This is a genomic window from Streptococcus mitis, assembly GCF_009496155.1.
Lineage (GTDB): Bacteria > Bacillota > Bacilli > Lactobacillales > Streptococcaceae > Streptococcus > Streptococcus mitis_BQ.
Window position 1 is genome coordinate 57,516 of sequence record NZ_WIJP01000007.1, and the last position, 25,270, is coordinate 82,785.

Here is a 25,270-nt window from a genome sequence, read left to right on the forward strand (position 1 = left end):
TAAAAACACTACCAGATTTCTAGCAGTGTTTTGAGTTTCATTTATCTTAGTAGACTGTTCTTTCAGTTTCTACATCGAAGAAGTGGGCTTTGTTCAAGTCAAATCCAAGTTCAACTGTTGCGCCTGTTTGCAAGTAGTCACGAGCATCCACTTTAGCAACAAATTCGTCTTTACCAACTTGGCAGTAAAGGTGAGATTCTGAACCAAGCAATTCTGATACAGAGATAGTCGCTTTTACAACTGAATCTGGGAATGTTTCAAGGAATGCTTCCTCTGCATTCACGTCTTCTGGACGAATACCGAAAATCAATTCTTTACCTTCATAGCCTTTTTCACGAAGAACTTTCAAAGCACCTTCTGGCACTTTCAAACGGAAACCGTCAGAAACAATTTCGCTACCAACTAATTTCACATTAATGAAGTTCATAGCTGGGCTTCCGATGAATCCTGCAACGAATTTGTTAACTGGGTTTTTATAAACTTCTTGAGGAGAACCGATTTGTTCTACACGTCCGATAGTACCTGTACCAGCAGGGTTCTTAGTTGCTGACATGATAACGATACGGTCTGCAAGTGTCATCGCTTCTGTTTGGTCGTGAGTTACATAGATAGTTGTAGCTCCGATACGACGGTGGATTTTAGCAATTTCAGCACGCATTGATACACGAAGTTTAGCATCCAAGTTTGACAAAGGTTCGTCCATCAAGAATACTTTTGCATCACGGACGATGGCACGACCCATGGCAACACGTTGACGTTGACCACCTGAAAGGTCAGCTGGTTTACGATCCAAGAACTCTTTCAAACCAAGAATAGCAGCTGCTTCTTGCACACGTTTGTCGATGTCTTCCTTGCTGTATTTACGCAATTTCAAACCGAAAGCCATGTTGTCATATACAGTCATGTGTGGGTAAAGAGCGTAGTTTTGGAATACCATGGCAATGTCACGGTCTTTTGGAGCGACGTCGTTGACAACCACGCCATCGATAGATGCAGTACCTTCTGTAATATCTTCAAGACCAGCAATCATACGAAGAGTTGTTGATTTACCACATCCTGAAGGACCTACGAAAACGATAAATTCTTTGTCTTTGATGTCCAAGTTAAAGTCTTCAACTGAGTAGTGTTCGCTGTTTGGATATTTTTTGTAAATGTTTTTAAGATTCAATTCTACCATGAGGTGAACTCCTTTTGTTTTTTGATAGTTTTATTATATATGAAAACGCTTTACATTTCTATGGCAAGGTGACCAAAAAAACAAAAAAGTTCTGTGCAACTTGCACAAAACTTTAGAGAATATCTGGTAAAATCAATTGATAACACAGAGTAAGGTCTGTCAATTCCTTCAATTGAAGCCCTGTCAATTCTTCCCATTTATCAATCTTATACTGGAGAGAATTGCGATGCAGATAGAGTTGCTGGGCTGTTTTTGTTAGGACAGCACTATTTTCCCAAAGAGAGAGAATGATTTCCTGAATCTGATCCTGATCCAAGATCATCTGGTGCAAGCATTCCTTGATTGCCTTCAAGTTCACGAGCCTTTCTCCCATACTCCACAGATAGAGCTGAGAAAAAGTATGAACACCTTGGTGAGCCTGACGCCACCATGTCTTAAACAAATCCCGCTCCGCTTTAATCAAGTCTGATAGGGCTTGATGTCCCGTCTGAGACCAAACCTGACCTAACATGATAGACAGACGCAATCCAAAGTCATACTCCACCGCTTCAATCGTATCACTTAAAATAGCTCGTACAGAAGTGTATTTGTCTTGTTGAAGCACGAAAACATAATCCTGAGCTCCGACTTGAAGCACCGCCTGACAGTTAGGAAAAAGAGTCTGCATCATATCTAGCCAAGAAGCTAGATTTTCCTGCTGAAAATAGGAAAGATGGCAATAAACCAACTGAATCTTTTTAAAAGCTTGTGGTGCTTGTCCCTTGCCCTCAATCAGAAAAGAATACCAAGGATTGAGCGAACGAGCCTGCTCCTGCTGGGTCAAAAGGGAAATCAACTGCTTCTCACGCTCGCTGAGCCCAGCTTCCTCCAGCAAAATCCACTGCTGAGAAGCTAAAGGGAGCGTGAGATAGCCCTCTTTCTCTACTGGTTGGTCTGAAATCTGAGCCTCAGGAAACCAGTCTTGTAGTTCTTTTGCCATCATGTCCTAGCCCTCCACTTTTTGGATGCACCAAGAAATTAAGCTCTCAAGACGTTCCAGATTTTCAGTCATATGGAGATAACCCACGACTGCTTCAAAACCTGTGGACATGCGGTAAGTCACCACATCAGCATTTTTAGCCTTGGTATGGCTATTAGTATTGCGGCCACGTTTGTAGATTTCTTCTTCTTTTTCCGTCAGGACTCGCTCCTCCAACATAAGGGAAATCAGGCGAGCCTGAGCTTTGGCTGACACATACTTGGTCGCTTCTTGGTGGAGTTTGTTGGGTTTGGTCATACCTTTGAGGATGAGGTGGCGGCGAATATACATAGAATACACCGCATCCCCTTCAAAGGCTAGCGCAATCCCGTTAATGAGATTGACATCAATCACGTGTCCACCTCACTCCATCCTTGGTGTCAAGGAGTTTAATCCCTTGAGCAGCCAATTGGTCACGGATCTGGTCCGCTGTCGCAAAGTCACGATTAGCACGCGCTTCTTGGCGTTTTTGGATCAAAGCTTCGATTTCTATATCCAAAACTTCCTCAACAAAGACAATTCCAAAGACTTCTAACATATCCGCAAGAGCTTGCTTGACACTTGCATCATAGTTACCCGAGTTGATCCATTTGGCCATTTCAAAGACTACTGTGATACCATTGGCAGAATTGAAATCCTCATCCATAGCTGCTACAAACTTATCTTTAAATACTTGTAATTCTTGAACATCTACATTTCCTGTAAATGGTTGCTCGTAAGTGTTCTTCAGATACTTGAGATTGGTCTCGGCATCCCGCACTGCTTTTTCCGTAAAATTGATTGGCTTGCGGTAATGTTGAGTCGCAAAGAAGAAACGAAGCACTTGACCATCAAGGGTTTTAAGGGCATCATGTACCGTGATAAAGTTGCCAAGGGACTTAGACATCTTGATATTATCAATGTTGACAAAACCATTGTGCATCCAGTAATTGGCAAATGTCTTACCTGTCTTGGCTTCCGACTGGGCAATCTCGTTGGTGTGGTGTGGAAACTCTAGATCAGCTCCACCTCCGTGGATATCAATGGTATCACCCAAAATCTCTGTCGACATGACTGAACACTCGATATGCCAGCCCGGACGACCAGGTCCCCAAGGACTATCCCAAGAAATCTCGCCTGATTTGGCAGATTTCCAGAGGGCAAAGTCCACAGGATTTTCCTTACGAGCCGTTTCTTCATCGGTACGACCTGAAGCACCTAGCTCCAAATCTTCCAAGGTTTTGTTAGCCAATTTGGCATAATTGTGGGATTTTTCAACACGGAAATAGACATCCCCTTGACTCTCGTAGGCAAAACCTTTTTCAATCAAGTCTTCCACAAAACGGATAATGTCAGCCATAAACTCCACTACACGAGGATGGCGAGTCGCAGGCTTGACGCCCAAGGCCGTCACATCCTCACGAAAGGCCGCGATGTACTTGTCCGCAACCTCCTGAGGCGTGATACCTTCTTCCTTGGCACGGTTGATAATCTTATCATCCACATCCGTAAAATTGGAAATATAGGCAACCTCGTATCCACGATACTCAAAATAGCGACGAATGGTATCAAAAGCCACCGTCGAGCGAGCATTCCCCACGTGGATATAGTTATACACGGTTGGCCCACAAACATACATCTTAACCTTGCCGTCCTCAATCGGGACAAATTCTCGCAAATCACGAGACATGGTGTCGTAAATTTTAATCATGCGATCCACTCCTTTCTCTATTTCTGACTTTTTCGGCTGAAAACCAGCTCTGCAAAAGGGCCAAATTGTCTGAAGCTATCCAGTTGGTAAAAGCGCTGCCCTTCCTCTTGGGTAAAGAGGGGAACCCCATTTCCCAGGATAAGGGGCGCTATCTGAATAATGAGGTGGTCGAAAAGATCCGCATCCAAGAGCGGTCCTACCAAGGAATTACCACCAATCACAAAGACATTTTTGCCTTTGTCAATCTGGTGAACAAAGTCCACCACATCCCCAGCTACTGGCTGGTAATTGCTGACAGGCAGGTGCCTATCATGCGTAAAGACAAAGTTTTCCGTAACTTGATAAAAACTTTCTACATCTTGCAAATCTTGGATTGCCTCAAAGGTCCGCTTGCCCATGATGGTGATATCCATTTGCCTGTAAAAGTCATCATAGCCTGTATCCTCTACAGAACCAAGTTGATGCAGCCAGTCTATCCTGTGCTGGCTGTCTGCCAAGTAGCCATCCATGGTGATACAGCCGTAAAAATACACTGCCATTCTTGTAGTTTCCTTTCTAGTTCTGCTTCGCCTTCACTTAGCGGGATAGACCCAAATGATTAGAACTAAGCTAATCAAAGTATTCAGCAAAATCCTTGCTGGACAAGAAAAATAAGACAGACAACAGCAATTCCAATCTACAGCAGAACGGTTCATTCTTAAACATCCAAGAGCCTCTCCTGTCTACTTCGGTAGGCAGAGAGCAGGACCAGAAGACCGAAAATCAGATTTCCTGCACGAAACAAACTAAAAACAAGACTTCCTGCCAAATAGAGCGCAAAATACTTATTGTCCTTGAAAAACTCTTTCATTAAAAGTTCCTCAGTTATCGTCCAAAAGCAGTATAGCTGAGCCTGTCCTTCCAATAATTTATAATTTTGAAGAATAGTAACTCGCTTCATTTCCTTCCTATTTCTACACTGTTGGTTTCACATAAACCACTTGAGTCTGTTTGACAAATCCAATTTTTTCATACAAGCGCTTGGCACCTACATTGCTATCTTCCACTGCAATCTGAAATTCCTTGTCATTTTGCTCAATTAGTTGGTTGACAAGGAATTTTGCTAAGTAGCTTCCATAGCCTTTTCCACGTTCAGGTTCCGATATTGCTAACCCGTAGAAGTAATTCGTATCGCTCGATAAATCAACCGTGCAAGTTCCAATAACCTGACCATTTTTTAACAAAATATATAGGCGGCTTTCTGGATCCTTCAGAGCTTCAGCGACATATCTGTCCACAACTTCTCTAGATTCATGTTCCTCTGAAAATGCCTGAAATTTTAACTGACTGATTTGCTCCTGATACGAACTATCTGCTAACAAAACTTCAAGATTGGAAATCTTTGCTAACGGATAAGGTCTTCTATCCTTACCTAACCAAGTTTCTGTATCCTCGTCCTCGACCAATCCCCAGTTGCTGACAAAATCAGGATGGCGGTCTAGAAAAACACGCTCTGTCTGAAAAGTAACTGACCGAATGGGGAAAGAAGCTGTTTCTCTCTCAAAACTCGTAAACAATGCACGCGCAATTCCCTGACGACGATGACCTGGATGAACCAGTATCGTCACTTCTACATCGTGGTCATCTGCATAGACAGTTAATAAACCAACAAGTTCGCCTTTTTCATAATAAAGGAAAAAGGCGGGCATGTTTGGGTCAAAATTAAGCATGTTAGAAAGATAGGGATCACGATAGGTACCGTCATAGTTTTGGCAACAGTTAATTAGTTTTTTCGCCTCAGATAACTCCTCTTGGCTTAACTTGTTTCTTGCTTGAATCATATAGGTATCCTCTACAAACCAGACGATCTGTGACTGGCGTCTTTAGCCTGCTCAAGTTTATTGACATAGTACTCTCGTTTTTCTTCAACTTCGTGAATGACCGGCTCGTCTTTTTTACCATGAACACGGACAATCTTAGCCGGAATACCGACCACTGTCACATCGCTAGGTACATCTGCCACGACAACTGCTGCAGCACCGACCTTGGCATTTTCACCGATTTCCACCGGCCCGATAACTTGGGCATGGGCTGATATGAGAGCTCCTTTACGAACAGTCGGATGGCGTTTGCCAACATCCTTACCAGTCCCACCGAGAGTCACTCCATGATAAAGGAGAACACCCTTTTCAACAATCGCTGTCTCCCCAATCACCAAGCCTGAACCATGGTCGATAAAAACACCTGAATCAATCTGGGCACCTGGATGAATCTCAATCTGCGTCCAAAAGCGCCAAAACTGACTGTGCATACGAGCCAAGAGTTTGAAGCCATGCTTCCAGAGAAAATGTGAAAGACGGTGGGCCGCCAAGGCTTTGACACCTGGATAAGTTAGCAAAACCTCCAAAGTGGTGCGGGCCGCTGGATCATTTTCTTTTACGATATCAATGGTTTCGCGCCACCATCCCATACATTTCTCCTTTTCTTATTCTGAATCTTTTGGTGTTTCTGTAAATTCTTTCTTAGGTTTATGACCCTTGTGATGATGTGGGCGGTGAGGACGCTCTGATTTTTCACCTTTTTCATCACGTTCAGGTTTTGGAGGACGAGGAAGAAGAGCTTTCATAGAAGCATCCACACGTCCTTTTTCATCAATCTTGATAACCTTAACATCAACTTCATCCCCGATTGCTACCAAGTCTTCGACATTATTGGTACGCGTCCAAGCCATCTCAGAGATATGAACAAGGGCATCTGTCTTATCAAAGAGGTTAACAAAGGCACCAAATTTCTCGATACGAACGACTTTAGCACGGTAAACTTCGTCCACCTTAGCTTCACGCACCAAACCAGCAATAATTTCTTTAGCACGGTTGATGGCATCTTGGTCGCTAGAGTAGATAGACACATTTCCTTCTTCGTCGATATCAATCTTAACGCCTGTTTCAGCGATAATCTTGTCGATGGTTTCTCCACCCTTACCGATGACAATCTTAATCTTGTCCACATCAATCTTAATAGTATCAATTTTCGGAGCAGTTGGAGCCAATTCTGGACGAACTTCTGGAATAGTCGCTTCGATCACATCAAGGATTTCAAAACGGGCTTTCTTGGCTTGGGCAAGAGCCTCAGTCAAGATCTCTGCAGTGATTCCTTGAATCTTGATATCCATTTGAAGGGCTGTAATCCCGTCACGAGTACCCGCAACCTTGAAGTCCATGTCTCCAAAGTGATCTTCCAAACCTTGAATATCTGTCAAGACTGTGTAGTTATTTCCATCTGAAATGAGACCCATGGCAATACCAGCTACTGGTGCCTTGATTGGCACACCACCAGCCATAAGAGCAAGAGTTCCCGCACAGATAGAAGCTTGAGATGAAGAACCGTTTGATTCCAAGACCTCAGCTACCAAGCGGATAGCATATGGGAATTCCTCCAAACTTGGCAATACTTGAGCAAGAGCACGTTCACCGAGAGCACCGTGACCAATTTCACGACGACCTGGCGCACCGTAACGACCTGTTTCCCCTACAGAGTATTGTGGGAAGTTATAGTGGTGCATAAAGCGTTTCTTGTACTCTGGATCCAAACCATCGATAATCTGAGTTTCTCCCATCGGAGCCAAGGTCAAGACAGAAAGGGCTTGAGTTTGCCCACGAGTGAAGAGACCTGAACCATGTACACGAGGAAGGAAGTCAACAACCGCATCCAAAGGACGGATTTCATCGACCTTACGACCATCAGGACGCACCTTGTCTTCTGTAATCAAACGGCGCACTTCAGCGTGCTCCATTTGTTCCAAGATTTCAGCCACATCACGCATAATACGGTCAAATTCTTCATGGTCTGCATATTTTTCTTCGTAAACAGCAGTTACTTGGTCTTTGACTGCTTGAGTTGCAGCTTCACGAGCCAATTTTTCTTCTACTTGGACAGCTTTTTGGAGGGCGCTGTTGTAGGCTGCGATGATTTCAGCCTGTAATTCAGCATCCACATGAAGCAATTCTACTTCTGCTTTTTCCTTACCGACAGCAGCAACGATTTCTTCTTGGAAGGCAATCAATTCTTTGACTGCTTCGTGCCCTTTAAGAAGGGCTTCCAACATGATGTCTTCTGACAATTCTTTGGCACCAGACTCTACCATATTGATAGCGTGCTTGGTACCTGCTACTGTTAATTCAAGAAGCGATTGCTCTGCTTGTTCTTGGCTTGGATTGATGATGATTTGACCATCCACATAGCCCACTTGTACCCCAGCGATTGGTCCGTCAAATGGAATATCTGAAATGGAAAGTGCCAAGGATGAACCAAACATAGCAGCCATTGGTGCAGAGGCATTTTCATCATAAGAAAGAACTGTGTTGATGACTTGTACTTCATTACGGAAACCTTCCGCAAACATAGGACGGATTGGACGGTCAATCAAACGCGCTGTCAAAGTCGCATCCGTTGAAGGACGTCCTTCACGTTTCATAAAGCCACCAGGAAACTTCCCAGCTGCATACATTTTTTCTTCGTAGTTGACTTGAAGTGGGAAGAAATCCCCAGTTGCCATCTTCTTAGACATCACGGCCGCAGTCAAGACGGTTGACTCACCGTAACGTACAACAACAGAGCCATTTGCCTGCTTAGCAACCTGACCAGTCTCTACAATTAACTCACGACCCGCAAAAGTCGTTTGAAACACTTGTTTTGTCATTTTAATCCCCTTTGGATTGATAATATTATACGTCTTGCCTACAAAGATCAAGATACCAAGGGCGTCAAAAGCAAAGTAAAAATAGGAAACTGACGAAGTCTTCGATGAAGACAAGACAGCTTATCTTTTTTACACAGCTTTTCGGTCGGGTTCAATTACACAAGATAGCATTCGATTGACGCAGTGTGCGATGCACACCAGGAAATCTATCTTTTTCACAAGGGAGTTAGCCCGTGTTCAACTATCTAAATACTTTAAAAAGTTTAAAAATATTATTCTTTAGTATTTTTCCTTTTTATAGCAGATTTGAATAGTTAAAAATCTGTTTATACCCTCATCTTTGTATCAAGTACGTACAGAGTTTATTTTATCATATTTTTCTTAAAAAGTGCGGTCTTTACCATTAAAAAGGAACCATTCCTCTCAGCTGAGAAGAATGGTTTGCTTTTTATTATCCTAGAGACTGATGATTAAACAAGGCATGGGTTGCTTGGTGGATGTATTTTGCTGTTTCTGCATTGTTCATGGTGTAGAGATGCACTCCAGCAACATCCTGAGTTACCAAGTCCACGATTTGGTCCACTGCATAGGCAAGTCCTGCTGCTCTGAGCGACTCAGGGTCATGCTCATACTTGTCTAAGATAGCTTTAAATTTGCGTGGAAGATGGATATTCTCACAAGTCTTCAAGAGACGGAGAGCCTGATTTCGATTCAGAATTGGCATAATCCCTGCATGAATGGGAACATCAATCCCAGCCAAGATGCACTTGTCTTGGAAGTCATAGAAGCGCTCGTTGTCAAAGAAAAGCTGAGTTACAAGGCTCGAACAGCCTGCATCCACTTTCTTCTTGAGATTTTGGATATCTGAAATCTGATTTGGTGAATCTGGATGCCCTTCTGGATAACAAGCACCAACAATATCAAAGTGAGGGGCTTGTTCCTTGATGAACTCAATCAAGTCCGTTGCATATCGGAAATCCTTTTGAGGTTCCACATCAGGAATAATATCTCCACGAAGAGCCAAGATTTTCTGCACTCCAACCTTGTCCAAGTCAGTAATGGTTTCAGCAACCTTGTCCTTGGTCAAATAGATGGCTGGCAAGTGAGCAATAGTCGGAATCGCCAAGTCATTTTGGATAAAGTCAGCCAAACGAACCGTCGTTTCCTTGATATTAAATTTATTATTGCTGGCAGTCACACTGATAAAGTGGGGAGCCAACTCCTGCATATCTTGAAGAGCAGAAATAATTTTATCATTACCCACGGCTGGGTTTGGAGGAAACACTTCAAATGAGAGTGACGGTGTTTGGCGTGACATAGTCATTATCCTTTTCTAGTTGATTTTTTCGTTAGCTGGATTCCTAGAATCCAAGTGAAACAGGCAGATTAACCAAACAGCGCTTCTTGAGAAATCCTATCTTACAATTTCTCACGCGCAGCTTTCGCTGCTTCAACAAGGCGGATCAAGCTTTCTTTTGTTTCTGGAATACCACGTGTTTTCAAACCACAGTCAGGGTTGATCCAAACTTTCTTGCTTGGCACTTTAGCAAGGATGGCTTCGATTGTGTGGTCGATTTCGCCTTCATTTGGCACACGAGGTGAGTGGATATCGTAAACCCCAGGTCCCACTTCTGTTTGGAAGTTTTTCGCTTTGAGTTCGTCCAAGATTTCAAGGTTTGAACGGCTAGCCTCAAATGAGATAACGTCCGCATCCAAGTTATCAATAGCTGGGATGATATCTGTAAATTCTGAGTAACACATGTGAGTGTGGATTTGTGTGTCTGGTGCTACTGTTGAGTGTACCAAGCGGAAGGCAGGAATTGCCCAGTCAAGGTAGTCTTCGTACCAGTCGCTACGACGGAGTGGCAATTTCTCACGAAGAGCAGCCTCATCGATTTGGATGATTTTCACACCAGCAGCTTCAAGGTCAAGTACTTCATCCTTGATAGCAAGGGCGATTTGAAGAGTAGAATCCTTGATAGAGATGTCTTCACGTGGGAATGACCAGTTAAGAATTGTAACAGGTCCAGTCAACATCCCTTTAACAGGTTTGTTTGTACGGCTTTGTGCATAGCTAGACCATTTAACAGTGATAGGGTTAAGACGAGTGACATCACCCCAGATGATTGGTGGTTTAACCCCACGCATACCGTATGACTGTACCCAACCATTTTTAGAGAAGAGGTAACCTGACAAGTTTTGACCGAAGTACTCAACCATGTCGTTACGCTCAAATTCACCGTGAACAAGGACATCAAAGTCGATATCTTCTTGCCATTTGATCCATTCATCGATCGTTTCAGCAAGGAAAGCATCGTACTCTTCTTGAGACAATTCACCTTTACGGTAAGCCAAACGTTTAGCACGAACTTCTTTAGTTTGAGGGAATGAACCGATAGTTGTTGTTGGAAGAGCTGGAAGTTTGAAAGCTTCTTCTTGAATAGCTTCACGTTCTGCAAAGGCTGGCAAACGAGTATAGTCTGCGTCTGTCAAATCAGCGATACGAGCACGAAGTTCCGCATTTTCACCCACACGCTCAGTCGCAAAGAGTTCTTTGTTGGCTGCAAGCGCTTCTTCACCTTGACCATTGCGGATAGCATCCAAATCACGAATCTCATCCAATTTTTCAACTGCAAAGGCAAAGTGATTCAAGATTGCTGGTTCAAATTCTTCATTAGCTGTTGTAAATGGTACATGAAGAAGTGAGCATGAGCTTGTCAAGACAATGTTTTCAGCTGGGATTTGTTCAAGAACAGCCAAGCTCTTTTCGTAGTTGTTACGCCAGATGTTTTTACCATTGACAATACCTGCATAAAGAGTCTTGTCAGCTGGGAAGCCACCTTTAACCAATTCAAGAGTTTTCTTACCTTCAACGAAATCAAGACCGATAGCATCTACTGGCAAGTTTACAAGGTCAGCATAAACGTCACGAACATCTCCGAAGTAAGTTTGAAGCAAGACTTCAAGACCTTTTTTGTCAGCCAAAAGTTTGTTGTAGAGGTTCAAGAAGAGATCTTTTTCTTCGGCTGTCAAATCTTTTACAAGAGCAGCTTCATCCAATTGGATGCGAGTCGCACCAAGTTCTGCCAATTTAGCAAAAACTTCTTGGTAAGCAGCAACTAAGCTGTCTACGAAGTCTTCTGCTTTCACACCTTCTTCAAAGTCTGACAATTGAAGGAAAGTGAATGGGCCTACAAGAACTGGACGAGTGTTCAATCCAAGTTCTTTGGCTTCTTGGAACTCATCAAAAATCTTGTGACCTGCAAGTTTGACTTGAGTGTCTTTTTCAAACTTAGGAACGATGTAGTGGTAGTTGGTGTTGAACCATTTTTTCATTGGAAGGGCGCGAACGTCCCCTTTTTCTCCTTGATAACCACGACCCAAAGCGAAATAGCGCTCAAGGTCAGACAAATCCAAGTTTTGAACTGAAGCAGGCACCACGTTGAAAAGGAAAGCAGCGTCTAGAAAGTTGTCATAGTGAGAAAAGTCGTTTGATGGGATTTCAGTGATGCCTTTTTCTTTGACAATGTTCCAGTGTTTCGCACGCAATTCTTTTGCTGCAGCAAGGAGTTCTTCTTCTGAGATTTCTTTTCTAAAGTATTTTTCAGTTGTAAATTTTAATTCGCGGAATTCGCCCAAACGTGGGAAACCGATGATTGTAGTTGACATGATGTGTCCTCCAAAATTTGTTGTTGAAACTATCTTAACAGAAAAGAAATCATCTGTATAATTGTAAAAAATTAGGCTTTGATATAGTTTGAAACTATATCTCTGTTTTAAACAAAAGAAAAAGACCTGAGACAAATGCCTCAAATCCTTTATGTAGCTTGTTTGTTTTAACTATATTTCAGTTATACTGGTCAAAGGTGTTATTAGTAATTCTTATAAGTGACTATGGCTTGTTATTAGAAAAGACTATAATACTCTTCGAAAATCTCTTCAAACCGCGTCAACGTCGCCTTGCCGTACTCAAGTACAGCCTGCGGCTAGTTTCCTAGTTTGCTCTTTGATTTTCATTGAGTATGAGTCTACTCTAATCAACTCTTTTCCTGTTCGAGTGGGACGACTACTAGTGTCTTTCCTAAACTGGCTAAGACTTTTAAGACTGTATCCAACTGAGGGCTAGTCTTGCCTGTTTCCATCCTAGCTATGACAGGCTGACTCACTCCACTAAGTTCTTCTAGCTTTTTCTGACTGATTCCTTGTTCGTGTCTGGCTTCAATCAACTCACTCATGATAGCCACTCGCATATCACTTTCAAGAATTTCCTCCTTGGTAAAGAGTTCAGATCGGACATCCTTCCAGTTACTCCCAATAGCACTATTCTTCATCGCTTAACCCTCTTTCTTTTAAGTCCTTCAGTTCACGCTTGTTTTTTTAAAAAATTATAACTCAAAAGTTATTAAAAGTAAATCTGAACACTCATAAAAAGAAGACCTTAGAAAAACTCTAAAGGTCTCATCTTTATTATTCGAAAAAATTACGAGAAGAGTTATAAATTGAAGGCAATCCTTACTATTATTCCAGCTTTATCCCCTTCTCTCGTAGATTAGCCAGACACTCCTTATAGTAGGCATCGTCATGTTCGCTGTATATAGGACTAGTCAACCTCTCCTCTGCTAAATTTTCATAAGGAGGGCAGGTCTTGCCACGGTAGTTCTTATCTAGCCATTCTAGGCTGACATTGTAGTCACGGTCAGCCATCTCCTCCATGATCAATCTATGATAGGCATAGAGACGATAGGGCGAGTGGGTAAAAACATAGTCCACCGTCGCATGCTTTCTGCCCCAGCCATTGCCACGCAGGGCACAACACTCTCGATGTTGCCCCAAGAGTTGAGGACGAGGGAGTTGTGAAATCAAAGCCTCATGCCAAAGTCTCAGGGGAGTCTCCTTTCAGTAAAGTAGAATTTTGAAGATAAGCATTTGGGTAACGTTCAAGCAACTCTCTCGCCTTAGCAATCACATCTTCCTTGGAAGCTTGACCAAAGCGGTAGCGATCCAGCAAGAGCATGTAGTCCTTGCGCTCTGCATCTGTCGCTTTCTTTTTGAAATAGCCCCAAATATGCTGAAAGGCATTGCAGACTTGACCTCTATGCTCAGGGATTTGACAGGCACAGTCAATCATCTCCTGAACATGACTTACCTCCACCTCTTCATTCTTCAAGTATTGGCGAATCTCATTATAAATATTGCTGGAATGGCTCAACACGAGGTATTTGTTTCTCGCCCAGAGTTGTTGGCACCGGGATTTTTGGTTAGTTTGTTCCATGTTTCTCCTTACTTTCTATCAGTTTCCAGGAAATATAGAAACAAAGTTATATTTTAAAAATGAGCGAATTACGAGCGGAATATGAGCGAATCAAGAGTGTTTTTTGTAGTTCCTGATTTTTCTAATAAATCTTGTTTGACAATACTTAAATACCTGAATAAGTCTCTACTAACAACTGAATCTTACGCAAAACTTCTTGCTTTTTCCGTTCACGCGCTCCTTGTCTACGAGAAGTTGGTGGAATAATCGAATCCAAATCAGTCCCACTGTTTTCAGCATAACCTCGTTGAATTGATTTGTCTATGAATAATTGGTAATCAGCTACAAGTTTCTCAGACTCAGCTAGGTCATGGATTGCGATTTTCTTGCGCTCCTTGCCATATTCATAGAAAGCATTGATAATCCCATCATGGTCTTTCAATTTTTGCAAATCGGTGTCATTGATAAACCCGATAACCAACTCTTCTTTGGCACGAATATCGATACTAGAACGAATTACACGACTAACTTCTGCTTTCATTACTTCTTTAGACTCAGAATTCTTCGATTTTTCAACAATCAATGCAAGAATATAGTCCAGATTAATCTCATCTGTTTTTAAGAGTTCGATTTCAAATTCAACATCTGAAAGGTCAACACCTAAGTCTTTTGTTCTTTCATAATTTTTAAGGTTTAAGAATTCATCTCGAATTTCTACATAAGTGCTTCTTAAATCCTGAAGATAACCTTCAGAGATAGGCTTATCGATTTCTTGAAACTCATCATAATTTCGAAGGACGTTATCAAGCTTCAGTAACTCACCAAATAACTTAACAAATTCTTTTTTATCATGTTCTGTTTCAATTTCTTGTGGATTAGGGAATCTTTCCAAAATTTCCTGACAAACCGCAGTATAGCCTTTGACCTCTATACCCGTTACTTGATCCACGAAACCATCCATGTATTCACTAAAGCTTTTTTCCAAAATAATTTCAAGCTTATTTGTGTCTCCAAAAGTCTTAATAGCTTCTTGCGTAGCCTTTTCTAAATCACGGAAACAAACAATATTCCCAAAAGGTTTAACTTTATTAAAAATTCGATTAGTTCTCGAGAATGCCTGAATCAAACCATGATAACGTAGGTTTTTATCGACAAAGAGTGTATTCATAGTCGGGGCATCAAATCCCGTCAGGAACATACCGACTACAATCAGCAAATCTACTTCTTTGGATTTAACTCTTTTAGAAAGGTCACGATAGTAATTTTGGAACTCCTTCCCATCAGCTGAGAAGTTGGTCTTGAACATGTGATTATAGTCGTCAATCGCTCTAGAAAGAAACTCCTTAGAAGATAGAGGCATGGCTGTATCTTGAGGCTCTAGCTCTTCATCTTGAATTTCTCCATAAGCTGACTGTTCTTCGTTAGGTGCAAAACTAAAAATGGTTGCAACTTTCAATCGTTTAGCTTCTGGTAAAGCTGCTTGCTGTTGTTGGAGTTCTTCATAGTATAATTTTGCTGCTTCAATACTCTGTACAGCTAGCATGGCATTAAATCCAAACAGTTGTTTTTGCTTATGAGTATAGTGTTGATTTCGATGCGTCTTGTCATCATAAACTCTCAACAGGTACTCAGTGATGGTTGCTATCCGCTCGGGATGTAGAAGTAGTTCCTTCTCCATCTTTTTGAGTTTCTTCTCGTCAATCTCTCGGCCAACTGCTTTTTCAGCTTCTCTATACTTATTGATTTCAGGTTTGATATAGTTATAGTCAACCTTGAACTTCAACACTTTTTCATCTCGAATAGCATCCGTGATAACGTAGTTATGAAGTTGTTCTCCAAAAACTTCTTGTGTCGTTTCACCCGTCAAGCTATTTTCTGGGAAAATCGGTGTCCCTGTAAATCCAAATAGAGCATACTGTTTAAAAGCCTTCTTAATACGCTTTTGAGCCTTCCCAAACTGGGAGCGGTGACATTCATCAAAGATTAAAACACATTTTTTACTATAGATTTCATGATTTGGATTCGCTGTTATAAATTTGTTTAACTTTTGAATTGTTGTGACAATGATTCGATCATCATTTTCTTCGATACTTCGTTGGAGCTCTTTGGTATTGTTGCTACCATTAACTGAATTTGGTTGGAACTTTTTATATTCATTCATAGTTTGGTCATCTAGGTCTTTTCTATCAACCACAAAAATCACTTTATCAATATAGTCCAACCCTGTCGCCAAACGGGCAGTCTTAAAGCTTGTCAAAGTTTTTCCTGATCCCGTTGTATGCCAGATATAACCACAAGCATTGATTGTGCCAAAGTTCTTCATCTCATTAGATGAATGAATCTTGCGTATGATACTCTCAGTAGCTGCTATCTGATAAGGGCGCATGATGAGCAAGGTATTTTTAGTATCAAAAACACAATACTTGGTCAAGACTTCCAAGAGAACACGCTTGCTTAAGAAAGTAACGGTAAAATCTTCCAATTCGTGAATAGTCTTGTTCTTACGGTCTGCCCACTCACAGGTAAACTCATAATGATTTTTATTTTGAGCTGTTGTATTGGCAAAATAGCGTGTATATGTCCCATTCGAAATGACAAAAATCTGAATGTATTTATATAAAGAATTTTCGCTATTGAAGCTTTCCTTACTGTATCTATGGATTTGTTCAAAAGCTTCTTTAAGACTAACACCACGTCTTTTCAATTCAATCTGAACTAGAGGTAGTCCATTTACTAAGATAGTGACATCGTAACGATTAGTATGACTACCCACCTGAGTCACTTGGTTGATGACCTGCATACTATTGTTGTGAATGTTTTTCTTATCGAGGATAAAAATATTTTTAATCCGTCCATCATCAAATACAAAGTCATAAATATGATTCTCTTGTATTTTTCGAGTTTTTTCAACTAGCCCCTCATTAGGACAATCCAGATATTCCATTACAAAGCGATTCCACTCAGCATCCGAAAAAGTCACCTTATTAAGCTTTTCTATTTGCACCTTTACATTTGCTAAAATCTCTGCAGGAGTATGAATATTTAAGCGTTCATAGTTGAGATGATTCACCAAATCTGAAATCAACTGATTTTCTAAATCAGCCTCTGACTGATACTCTCTGTCCGTACGATACTCTGGTTGATACTCAGCCAAGAGAATCCCTTCATTTGTTTCCGCAATTACTTCATGTACTTTTGAATAATCAACCATAGTATGTTTCCTTTTATTGTATTATTTGAGATTCTATCTCAAAATGATTCAAGAATTTATCTAGTGAAGTTTAATAATTGTTCTCTCCAGTATTCATACTGTTTCTGTCTTAGTTCGATTTCTTTTGGAAGACCCTCAGAAAGAGAGTTGGTTAGGGTGTTAAAATTGTCAAGAATGGAGACAATTTGAGATTGTGTTGATAAAGGAGGTAATATTATTTGAATTTTTGCAAGGTTTTTAGGATAAAGTTCAATTACTTTAGTTCCCAAAACTCTTTTTTTCTTCTGATTTTGGAAAAAATTAGTTCTAAAAAAGTAGGCTAAATATTTACTATTTTGCTCTGTTCTAATTATACATGAGTGCCCACCAATACAAACTTCTTCTTTACCAAACCAGACTAAAGTTTTTCCAACATCCTCGATATTTTCAGATGTCGTCGCTACAATCAAATCACCATATTTTGCCTTCTTAAGTTTTTGAGACAATTCAATATTAACAAATGATTTTGCAACCTCTGTTTCAATTCCATAGTAGGTGTATATTTGTCCATAATGAATACATGGAATACCAATGTCTTGAAAATCTTTCTTCTGAAGTCCATTTCCTCTTACAAATTCACAAATTGTTCCCAACTCCACTCGAATTGGACCAAATACCCACTGTAAAAGTTTGATAATAGCGGAGTTGTCCCACTCCTCTACTCTACTCTACTCTCAGTGTACTCGCCTTCGGCGACGAATGTCAAGAGTTTTTCTCTAAAATATTCGTACTGTTTTTGGCGTAGTTCAATCTCCTTAGGAAGTCCGATGTTAAGGTCATTACAAACCGTATCAAAGTTGTCTAAAACTTGAACAATGCGAGATTGAATTTCGAGGGAAGGGACTGGAATTTTAAATTTTTCAGTATCATTACTAGAAATCTGTGGCATCTGCATATTATTAGCGATGTTTTGAAAATGTTCTTTATTATGAACTAAGTAATGATAAATATATCTTAAATTGATATTTTCATTGTCTGAACTGTATGACCAAAATTCATTTTTAAAACTAAATGGTTCTGTGCAGTATTCAAAATCAATAATTCCACGAGATTTTACAACAATTGCCTCTTCTGTGTGAATATCATTATCGGGAATATCTCCATAGTTCACATCAGCGTAAGTCTTTCCTCCTGCAAAGATACGGATTGGCGCACCATCTTTGTGAAGTAATTTCATCTGACTAGCTGTAATTTTAGTTCCTTTTCCTTTTTTAAGACATTCGTTCAACTTCTTCCACTCAACCTGATAGACTTCATCCTCAAATGATAAGAGTTTATCTCGATAATAAGAGTATTGCTTTTTACGTGAGGTCAATTCTGAGGTCAATTCTGAGGTCAATTCTGTAACATAATCGGTGAATTTGTCAAGTATTTGTACGATTTTTTCTTGAATTTCTAGAGGAGGGATAGGAATTAAAAATTTTTCCATATCTTTAGAATTAATTCTAATTACTTTAGTCCCTGTCACTTTTCTCTCTTTCTGCTTTTGAAATTGAAAAGTTCTAAAATAATAGTTGATATACCTTGAATTCTGATTAGTCGTTAAAACATAGGAATCTCCAGAGATGCCTATTTCCTCATCTCCCTCCCATACAATGGATTTCCCTACATCCTCTACATTTTCTGACGTCGTCGCCATAATAATATCATTAGGCTTCGCTTTTCTTAACTTACAAAATACACTATCATCAGTAAAAGATACAGTGGTTTTTGTCGAAAATTTATATTTTGTATATATTTGACCATAATGTATTACAGGTTTTCCTTCATCAACAAAGTCTTTCTTTTGCAACCCGTTCCCTCTATGAAATTCAACCACTTCCCCCAACTCTTTCCACTCAACAGGACAGTTTTGGATTTCTTCTAGGATGTTCATGATTTCCCTCCTTCCTTGGCTAGATTTTCAATGCTTTTAATTTCTTTGAGGTAATCTTTTTCAACTTGACTAAGGGTCTTGGCTTGGTAGCTCTTATATTCCTTATCTACCTTCTGCCTCATCTGTTCACGAGAGATAGAACCACTATTATCCAGCAAGTCTTCTCCAGTAGCCAGAAGGATTCGATCCACATGTGTCACCCAGTCAGCCATGGTCATGACTTCTTCTCGCTCTGCCTGCCTTTCAGCAAAGTCTAGGTATCCTGATACAAGCTGATTAAGCCCACGAAGTTCCTTTTCTGTCAGATAGTTCTTGGCAACTCTTGCTTCGGATAAAGTAGGGAGGTCTCCCTTAAAAGTAGTCAAGCCCATAAACTCCTTTTCGCTATCAACACGATTGTAGATGAGTTCGCTGGCAGTATTGTGATGAATGGCATAATGCATCTTGTTTTGAACTGTCGCAAAGAATGTCTTTGCCTCTGGTGAATTTGCATTGTAGTCACTAGATGTCGCGAAAAGATCTAAAACCTGACGGTAAAAGACTTTTTCACTTGAGCGAATGTCTCGGATTCTTTCAAGGAGTTCTTTAAAGTAAGAGCCCCCACCCAAATTTTTCAAGCGCTCATCATCCATAGCGAAGCCCTTAATCAGATACTCTTTCAAGATTGTCGAAGCATAGAGTCTGAACTGAATGCCACGCGGAGAACGCACTCGATAGCCGATCGCTAAAATCATATCAAGATTATAGTAGGCGACTTTTTTTGACTGAGTTTTACCAGCCATTGCACCGTGACGAGTGGTTGTCAACTGATAGTTGACAACCACTGTTTCATCTAATTCACCATCTTCAAATATCGCCTTTATATGTTTACTAATGTTTTGCTTGGAGGTTTGAAAGAGCTCAGCTAGTTCTTGTTGGGTCAGCCAGACCGTTCCATTATCCAAGTGAAGTTCAATAGCGGACTCGCCGTCATCTGTCCTATAGAGAATCACATCATTTGCCATAGCTCAGCTCCTCTACAATCTTGTCTATCTGTGCACGCAAGTTGTCAATTTTGGCAACAGTCTCAGCGATTTCTTTATTGAGAACATCTATATCAATCTTCTCACGTGTATCTTCTTGTTCGACATAGGTTGAAACAGATAGGTTATAATCCTGCTCTGAACCAATCACATCATTATCAATAAGAGCAGATTTATAGTCAACATTTTGATAATTAGAGAATAATTCAACTATATGTTCGATATTGCTATCCGTCAAAACATTGTTGTTAGTCTCTTTTTTGAATTCTTTACTTGCATCAATAAAGAGTGTTTTATTTTCAACTTTATTCTTCGCTAGAACTAAAATCGTGGTCGCAATAGAAGTTCCAAAGAAGAGATTGTCTGGAAGGGAAATAACCGCTTCAACAAAGTTGTTATCTACTAGATACTGACGAATGGTCTTTTCAGCTCCACCACGATAGAAAATACCTGGGAAACATACAATAGCTGCTCGACCTTTATTAGACAGGTGGTTGAGACTATGCATGATAAAGGCAAAGTCAGCTTTTGACTTAGGAGCTAGCTTACCAGCTGGCGCAAAGCGGTCATCATTTATTAGAGTTGGATCTCCATCTCCCACCCATTTGACAGAATACGGAGGGTTAGAAACGATAGCATCAAAAGGCTTTTCTTCCAGATGCTGAGGATTTAAAAGGGTATCTCCTCGCTTAATATCAAAGTTGTTGTAGTTGATATTGTGCAAGAACATATTCATACGAGCCAAGTTGTAGTTGGTCATATTAATTTCTTGACCAAAGAATCCGTCTTCTAGAATATGGTTTTCATATTGTTTTTTCATTTGAAGAAGGAGAGAGCCTGAACCACATGTTGGGTCATAGACCTTGTTAATCTTGTCCTTACCGACCATCACTAGGCGAGCTAGTAATTTTGAGACTGTCTGAGGAGTGAAAAATTCACCACCACTTTTTCCAGCATTACTAGCATAGTTAGAAATCAAGAACTCATAGGCATCACCAAAGGCATCGATGTCATTTTCCTCAAAGTTGCCAAAGTTAATACTATTGATACCATTAAGAATATCAGAAAGGCGCTTATTTTTTTCTGGAACAGTCCCACCAAGGATATTACTTCGTGTATCCAAGTTATCAAACAAACCTTTGATATCATCCTCTGATTTGAAGCCAATCGCAGACTTCTCAATATCTTGGAAAATATTAGCCAAGTCTTCGTTTAAATTTTCATTTTGCGAGGCGTTCTCGACTACATTTTCGAATAGTTGACTCGGAAGGATAAAGAATCCCTTATCTTCAACTGTCCCTGGTTTAAAATCTTGCTCAGCTTCTTGGTCACTCAATTCAGCATAACGGAATTCTAAGTCGCCAGCTTCATGCTCGGCACGGTCAAAATAGTCTGCCATATGCTCTGAAATAAAGCGATAGAAAAGGATACCTAGGATATATTGCTTAAAATCCCAACCATCTACAGCACCACGAACATCGTCCGCAATCGCCCAAATTTTACGATGCAGCTCCTTGCGTTCTGCATTTTCTTTACTTGCCATTTTTACTTCCCTTATTAAATAAATGTATTATCTCTTCTATTTTATCATATTTTAAGAAAAGCCACTCGCCCCAGGGAGGGAGAGTGGGCTATGAACTATTTTTAAAATAATATCTTACAACTGTTTTCTATAAATTCAATTACTTTTTGATTTTATTAAGGTAGTAGCTCTTTGTCCATACGCTCATTATCATCACTCTTTACAAATACAACATTCCGTTTACCTGTTAACTCTATCAGTTTTTCCTTACCAAGAATGATTGCAAGATTCTTAATAATCGAACGTTTAGCTGGTTCATCAACATAAGTGAAAATAAATCGATAAGGATACTCACCATTCTCTGCTAATGAAAAGCATTTTTGAAAAATTTCTTTATCCAAGGGATCAACCGAGTGCCCATAAATAATGATATTTTTAGAAGTAATATAACTCTCAAAATCATTATCAGGAAATTGAAGCGTTTGTCTGAAGAATTCTTCAAATTTATTTCCTGTCTCTTTAACGACCCTTTGGTAATACTTCTGATAAGGAATTAAATCACTGTTAACATCATTTTCTTTATCTTCAATTCCAAAGACCATAGTATTGATGCGACTGAAAGTTCTATCTAAATCAATTCGCCCATTTATGAAATGAGTTTTCTCCTCAGAGGTTCCAAATAGATGACCTGATGTGTTTGTATAATTAAAGTTTAGAACATAGGTATTGAATAAATTCGGAACTTCATCTAAAGCTGTTGGGTTTGCTTCAATCTTTTGAACATCAAAATCTATATAATCTAAATACGACAGATAAATTTCTAATAGCTCAATTAATAAATCAAGTTCCTCTATGAAGATATTTTGAAGTTTCTCTATTAACAGCTCTTTTTCGTTGTTGTTGAATTCTGTCTGTTTTATTTTTTCATTAATAGTTTGAATAATAAAATATTTTGCGACATAATTACTATAGTCTACTACAACATCATCAAAATCATAAGAATCTAATCCAATATAAGTAAACAACTCATTACTATGTTTTTTAAGTACATCATTGCATCAACAAGTTTTGAAATCATGATTTCAAGATTAGACCAATTTTCTCCAAGTCTATCTTTATTCTCATTAATAAACTTCAAATATACATTTTCATCATATTGATCAATATATATTTTTTTGAATTTAGAAAGGCTCGTAAGTCACTATCTGGTTCAGTGAATAACCTCTGTTCAAATTCAACAAAATCTGTATACTTTGTTTTTCGACCCATTGCAATATCAAAACCATTGCCAAGAATTAGAATAGTATCTACCATGAAGTTTTCTCCTCTACATATTAGATAATTAATAAAATTATACCACGAAACCACAAAAATCCCCCTTAGAAATCCGCTTCTAAGGGGTTGTCTTTATCCTGCTGCTTGGGCTGGTTCTGCTGATTTGGTCTTTTTATCTTTCTTGCTACTAGTGATAAGACGGCGCTTGCTATCTCGGATTGTATTCAGGTCCTTAAGGAGTTTAGTCAGGTGTTCTTTTTCAGGATAGGCTTCTGCGCTGGCTACAGTATAGCGCATAAAGAGGTCGTAGATGCTGGTTAGTTCGGTGCGGACTTGTCTAGTCTTGCCGACTTCCTTGGTAAACTTATGCGCACGCACCTGACTTTCCACTTGATCATATTCCTCTTGAGCATTGACCACCACCGTCAGCAGTAGAATACTTTTAAATTTATGGAAACACGGTTGTTCTAAACCTAGAATACATGTAAACTTTAGAGAAGAGACCTGTTCTAAGTCTCGAAAGCCTATCTTCCTATCCATTCCTCATCAAAAAGACTCATTCCCCCTTTCTCCTCCAAAATATGGTATAGTATAGTTATACTATCTATGAGGAGTTTACATGTCACAGGATAAACAAATGAAAGCTGTTTCTCCCCTTCTGCAGCGAGTTATCAATATCTCATCGATTGTCGGTGGGGTTGGGAGTTTGATTTTCTGTATTTGGGCTTATCAGGCTGGGATTTTACAGTCTAAGGAAACCCTCTCTGCCTTTATCCAGCAGGCAGGCATCTGGGGGCCACCTCTCTTTATCTTTTTACAGATTTTACAGACGGTCGTTCCTATTATTCCTGGGGCCTTGACCTCGGTAGCTGGGGTCTTTATCTACGGCCACATCATCGGGACTATCTACAACTATATCGGCATCGTGATTGGCTGCGCCATTATCTTTTATCTGGTGCGCCTCTATGGGGCTGCTTTTGTCCAGTCCGTCGTCAGCAAGCGCACCTATGACAAGTATATCGGCTGGTTGGATAAGGGCAATCGTTTTGACCGTTTCTTTATCTTTATGATGATTTGGCCCATTAGTCCAGCTGACTTCCTCTGTATGCTGGCTGCCCTGACCAAGATGAGCTTCAAGCGCTATATGACCATCATCATTCTGACCAAACCCTTTACCCTCGTGGTTTATACCTACGGTCTGACCTATATTATTGACTTTTTCTGGCAAATGCTTTGACACATAAAAAATCCGTTTGGTTTCCCAAGCGGATTTTTAGAGCATAGATTGATTATAGCTTGATACTAAATATACTTTGGTATGGAAATCATTCCTATTTTTCGATAGTGAGGCGAGGACTTACCTAGCCTTTCCGCCGTGATAAAAACACCTGAAATCTAATGGTTTCAGGTGTTCGGAAACTTTGAGACATTAGGCTCAAAGTTTAGGTATGGAATTTCGAAGAAAGTCGCTACCGTCCGTAATCACTTAAAGAAAGGCTCAAAAACATTGTTTTCAACCACAAAATCCGTTTGGTTCCCCAAGCGGATTTTGTGCTTTATTTTGAAACTTCTTTTGCAAGGACAAAGTTACCAAGTGTGGCAGAACCATTTCCTGCGACTGCTGGCGTCACGATGTAGTCACGCACATCTGGTACTGGTAGGTAACCATTGAGAAGAGCTGTAAATTTCTCACGGACACGGTCCAGCATGTGTTGTTGAGCCATGACCCCTCCACCAAAGACAATCACGTCTGGGCGGAAAGTCACTGTCGCATTAACCGCAGCTTGAGCGATATAGTAGGCTTGAACATCCCAGACAGAGCTATTGAGTTCAATATTTTCCCCACGTACACCTGTACGAGCTTCCAAACTTGGACCAGCTGCATAGCCTTCCAAACATCCCTTATGGAAAGGACAAACACCGTTGAACTCTTTTTCAATATCCATTGGGTGTCTAGCAACATAATAATGACCCATCTCAGGGTGACCCACACCACCGATAAACTCACCACGTTGGATGACACCTGCACCAATACCTGTACCGATTGTGTAGTAAACCAAGTTTTCGATACGACCACCAGCATTGTTACGGGCAACCACTTCACCGTAGGCAGAACTATTTACGTCTGTCGTGAAGTACATTGGCACGTTTAGGGCGCGACGAAGGGCACCAAGCAAGTCTACATTTGCCCAGTTTGGTTTTGGAGTCGTTGTGATAAAGCCATAAGTTTTTGAGTTTTTATCAATATCAATCGGACCAAATGAACCAACTGCAAGACCAGCAAGGTTGTCGAATTTTGAGAAGAACTCGATGGTTTTATCGATTGTTTCGATTGGAGTTGTTGTTGGAAATTGTGTTTTTTCTACAACGTTAAAGTTTTCATCACCGACAGCACAGACAAACTTTGTACCGCCCGCTTCCAAGCTTCCATATAATTTTGTCATGATAAACCTCTTGTTTTTATTTTCTTTATTATAGCATATTTCGAAAGTCTAAATTTCTCTATTTTTT

At 40.2% G+C, this 25,270-nt stretch carries 20 protein-coding genes and 2 pseudogenes; 1 reads left to right on the forward strand and 21 read right to left on the reverse strand.

Translation table 11 applies throughout. The annotated features are described in order from the left end of the window. Positions 1-46 precede the first annotated feature (46 nt). The 20 genes and pseudogenes from GEZ84_RS05595 to GEZ84_RS05695 form a co-directional block, all read right to left on the reverse strand. The gene (locus tag GEZ84_RS05595; protein WP_153223809.1) at positions 47-1,177 is read right to left on the reverse strand and encodes an ABC transporter ATP-binding protein; all 1,131 of its coding nucleotides are present in this window, start codon (positions 1,175-1,177) and stop codon (positions 47-49) included. Between the two features lie 112 nt (positions 1,178-1,289). Further along, positions 1,290-2,159, reverse strand: coding sequence for a helix-turn-helix domain-containing protein (locus tag GEZ84_RS05600; protein WP_153223810.1), 870 nt, complete (start codon positions 2,157-2,159; stop codon positions 1,290-1,292). A gap of 3 nt (positions 2,160-2,162) precedes the next feature. Beyond that, positions 2,163-2,549: a Mini-ribonuclease 3 gene (locus tag GEZ84_RS05605; RefSeq protein ID WP_261021812.1), complete on the reverse strand. Its 387-nt coding sequence runs from the start codon at positions 2,547-2,549 to the stop codon at positions 2,163-2,165. After that, a complete protein-coding gene (gene cysS / locus GEZ84_RS05610; protein WP_153223811.1) occupies positions 2,542-3,885 on the reverse strand; it encodes a cysteine--tRNA ligase in 1,344 nt (447 codons plus the stop codon). Before cysS ends, GEZ84_RS05605 begins: the two co-directional genes overlap by 8 nt. Positions 3,886-3,902: 17 nt before the next feature. Then, on the reverse strand, positions 3,903-4,424 hold the full coding sequence (locus tag GEZ84_RS05615) for a dihydrofolate reductase family protein (RefSeq protein WP_153223812.1): 522 nt from the start codon (positions 4,422-4,424) through the stop codon (positions 3,903-3,905). A gap of 414 nt (positions 4,425-4,838) precedes the next feature. After that, positions 4,839-5,705 (reverse strand): GNAT family N-acetyltransferase, encoded by an 867-nt coding sequence (locus GEZ84_RS05625; RefSeq protein ID WP_153223814.1) that lies wholly within the window; start codon positions 5,703-5,705, stop codon positions 4,839-4,841. Positions 5,706-5,716: 11 nt separating this feature from the next. Continuing rightward, a complete protein-coding gene (gene cysE, locus GEZ84_RS05630; protein WP_061424257.1) occupies positions 5,717-6,334 on the reverse strand; it encodes a serine O-acetyltransferase in 618 nt (205 codons plus the stop codon). Positions 6,335-6,349: 15 nt separating this feature from the next. Then, positions 6,350-8,563, reverse strand: a complete 2,214-nt coding sequence (gene pnp / locus GEZ84_RS05635; protein ID WP_153223815.1) for a polyribonucleotide nucleotidyltransferase — start codon at positions 8,561-8,563, stop codon at positions 6,350-6,352. Between the two features lie 451 nt (positions 8,564-9,014). Further along, a complete protein-coding gene (gene metF, locus GEZ84_RS05640) occupies positions 9,015-9,881 on the reverse strand; it encodes a methylenetetrahydrofolate reductase [NAD(P)H] (protein ID WP_153223816.1) in 867 nt (288 codons plus the stop codon). Positions 9,882-9,982: 101 nt separating this feature from the next. Beyond that, the gene (metE, locus tag GEZ84_RS05645; RefSeq protein WP_153223817.1) at positions 9,983-12,232 is read right to left on the reverse strand and encodes a 5-methyltetrahydropteroyltriglutamate--homocysteine S-methyltransferase; all 2,250 of its coding nucleotides are present in this window, start codon (positions 12,230-12,232) and stop codon (positions 9,983-9,985) included. Between the two features lie 368 nt (positions 12,233-12,600). Further along, positions 12,601-12,894, reverse strand: coding sequence for a helix-turn-helix domain-containing protein (locus tag GEZ84_RS05650; RefSeq protein WP_153192241.1), 294 nt, complete (start codon positions 12,892-12,894; stop codon positions 12,601-12,603). A gap of 187 nt (positions 12,895-13,081) precedes the next feature. Next, complete coding sequence (locus GEZ84_RS05655) at positions 13,082-13,447, reverse strand: TIGR02328 family protein (RefSeq protein ID WP_153223818.1); 366 nt, start codon at positions 13,445-13,447, stop codon at positions 13,082-13,084. Next, on the reverse strand, positions 13,431-13,835 hold the full coding sequence (locus tag GEZ84_RS05660) for a YbgA family protein (RefSeq protein ID WP_153223819.1): 405 nt from the start codon (positions 13,833-13,835) through the stop codon (positions 13,431-13,433). The genes GEZ84_RS05655 and GEZ84_RS05660 overlap by 17 nt, the downstream gene beginning before the upstream one ends. Positions 13,836-13,980: 145 nt before the next feature. Continuing rightward, complete coding sequence (locus tag GEZ84_RS05665) at positions 13,981-17,025, reverse strand: type I restriction endonuclease subunit R (protein WP_153223820.1); 3,045 nt, start codon at positions 17,023-17,025, stop codon at positions 13,981-13,983. Positions 17,026-17,081: 56 nt separating this feature from the next. Next, positions 17,082-17,663, reverse strand: a complete 582-nt coding sequence (locus GEZ84_RS05670) for a restriction endonuclease subunit S (protein WP_319946428.1) — start codon at positions 17,661-17,663, stop codon at positions 17,082-17,084. 59 nt (positions 17,664-17,722) lie between these two features. Next, entirely contained in the window at positions 17,723-18,940 is a 1,218-nt protein-coding gene (locus tag GEZ84_RS05675; RefSeq protein ID WP_153223822.1) for a restriction endonuclease subunit S, read from the reverse strand. Beyond that, complete coding sequence (locus tag GEZ84_RS05680; protein ID WP_153223823.1) at positions 18,937-19,944, reverse strand: virulence RhuM family protein; 1,008 nt, start codon at positions 19,942-19,944, stop codon at positions 18,937-18,939. Before GEZ84_RS05680 ends, GEZ84_RS05675 begins: the two co-directional genes overlap by 4 nt. Beyond that, positions 19,934-21,505, reverse strand: a complete 1,572-nt coding sequence (locus GEZ84_RS05685) for a type I restriction-modification system subunit M (RefSeq protein ID WP_153223824.1) — start codon at positions 21,503-21,505, stop codon at positions 19,934-19,936. The genes GEZ84_RS05680 and GEZ84_RS05685 overlap by 11 nt, the downstream gene beginning before the upstream one ends. Before the next feature lie 155 nt (positions 21,506-21,660). Further along, positions 21,661-22,798: pseudogene (locus GEZ84_RS05690) on the reverse strand (AbiH family protein). Between the two features lie 93 nt (positions 22,799-22,891). After that, a pseudogene (locus GEZ84_RS05695) lies at positions 22,892-23,191 on the reverse strand (DUF6261 family protein); the annotation flags it as partial. A 187-nt stretch (positions 23,192-23,378) separates the two neighbouring features. Here GEZ84_RS05695 and GEZ84_RS05700 point away from each other — a divergent pair. Then, positions 23,379-23,996 (forward strand): TVP38/TMEM64 family protein, encoded by a 618-nt coding sequence (locus tag GEZ84_RS05700; protein WP_000076185.1) that lies wholly within the window; start codon positions 23,379-23,381, stop codon positions 23,994-23,996. Positions 23,997-24,315: 319 nt separating this feature from the next. Here GEZ84_RS05700 and scrK read toward each other — a convergent pair whose 3' ends face one another. Beyond that, entirely contained in the window at positions 24,316-25,203 is an 888-nt protein-coding gene (scrK, locus tag GEZ84_RS05705; protein WP_153223825.1) for a fructokinase ScrK, read from the reverse strand. Positions 25,204-25,270 lie beyond the last annotated feature (67 nt).

What these genes read in the sequence shown, in the direction of transcription:
- GEZ84_RS05680 (WP_153223823.1), bottom strand. Translation starts at nt 19,944, where the DNA reads ATGGCAAATGATGTGATTCTCTATAGGACAGATGACGGCGAGTCCGCT.
- pnp (WP_153223815.1), bottom strand. Translation starts at nt 8,563, where the DNA reads ATGACAAAACAAGTGTTTCAAACGACTTTTGCGGGTCGTGAGTTAATT.
- GEZ84_RS05685 (WP_153223824.1), bottom strand. Translation starts at nt 21,505, where the DNA reads ATGGCAAGTAAAGAAAATGCAGAACGCAAGGAGCTGCATCGTAAAATT.
- GEZ84_RS05625 (WP_153223814.1), bottom strand. Translation starts at nt 5,705, where the DNA reads ATGATTCAAGCAAGAAACAAGTTAAGCCAAGAGGAGTTATCTGAGGCG.
- GEZ84_RS05650 (WP_153192241.1), bottom strand. Translation starts at nt 12,894, where the DNA reads ATGAAGAATAGTGCTATTGGGAGTAACTGGAAGGATGTCCGATCTGAA.
- metE (WP_153223817.1), bottom strand. Translation starts at nt 12,232, where the DNA reads ATGTCAACTACAATCATCGGTTTCCCACGTTTGGGCGAATTCCGCGAA.
- cysS (WP_153223811.1), bottom strand. Translation starts at nt 3,885, where the DNA reads ATGATTAAAATTTACGACACCATGTCTCGTGATTTGCGAGAATTTGTC.
- scrK (WP_153223825.1), bottom strand. Translation starts at nt 25,203, where the DNA reads ATGACAAAATTATATGGAAGCTTGGAAGCGGGCGGTACAAAGTTTGTC.
- GEZ84_RS05600 (WP_153223810.1), bottom strand. Translation starts at nt 2,159, where the DNA reads ATGATGGCAAAAGAACTACAAGACTGGTTTCCTGAGGCTCAGATTTCA.
- GEZ84_RS05660 (WP_153223819.1), bottom strand. Translation starts at nt 13,835, where the DNA reads ATGGAACAAACTAACCAAAAATCCCGGTGCCAACAACTCTGGGCGAGA.
- GEZ84_RS05615 (WP_153223812.1), bottom strand. Translation starts at nt 4,424, where the DNA reads ATGGCAGTGTATTTTTACGGCTGTATCACCATGGATGGCTACTTGGCA.
- GEZ84_RS05665 (WP_153223820.1), bottom strand. Translation starts at nt 17,025, where the DNA reads ATGGTTGATTATTCAAAAGTACATGAAGTAATTGCGGAAACAAATGAA.
- metF (WP_153223816.1), bottom strand. Translation starts at nt 9,881, where the DNA reads ATGTCACGCCAAACACCGTCACTCTCATTTGAAGTGTTTCCTCCAAAC.
- GEZ84_RS05675 (WP_153223822.1), bottom strand. Translation starts at nt 18,940, where the DNA reads ATGAACATCCTAGAAGAAATCCAAAACTGTCCTGTTGAGTGGAAAGAG.
- GEZ84_RS05595 (WP_153223809.1), bottom strand. Translation starts at nt 1,177, where the DNA reads ATGGTAGAATTGAATCTTAAAAACATTTACAAAAAATATCCAAACAGC.
- GEZ84_RS05700 (WP_000076185.1), top strand. Translation starts at nt 23,379, where the DNA reads ATGTCACAGGATAAACAAATGAAAGCTGTTTCTCCCCTTCTGCAGCGA.
- cysE (WP_061424257.1), bottom strand. Translation starts at nt 6,334, where the DNA reads ATGGGATGGTGGCGCGAAACCATTGATATCGTAAAAGAAAATGATCCA.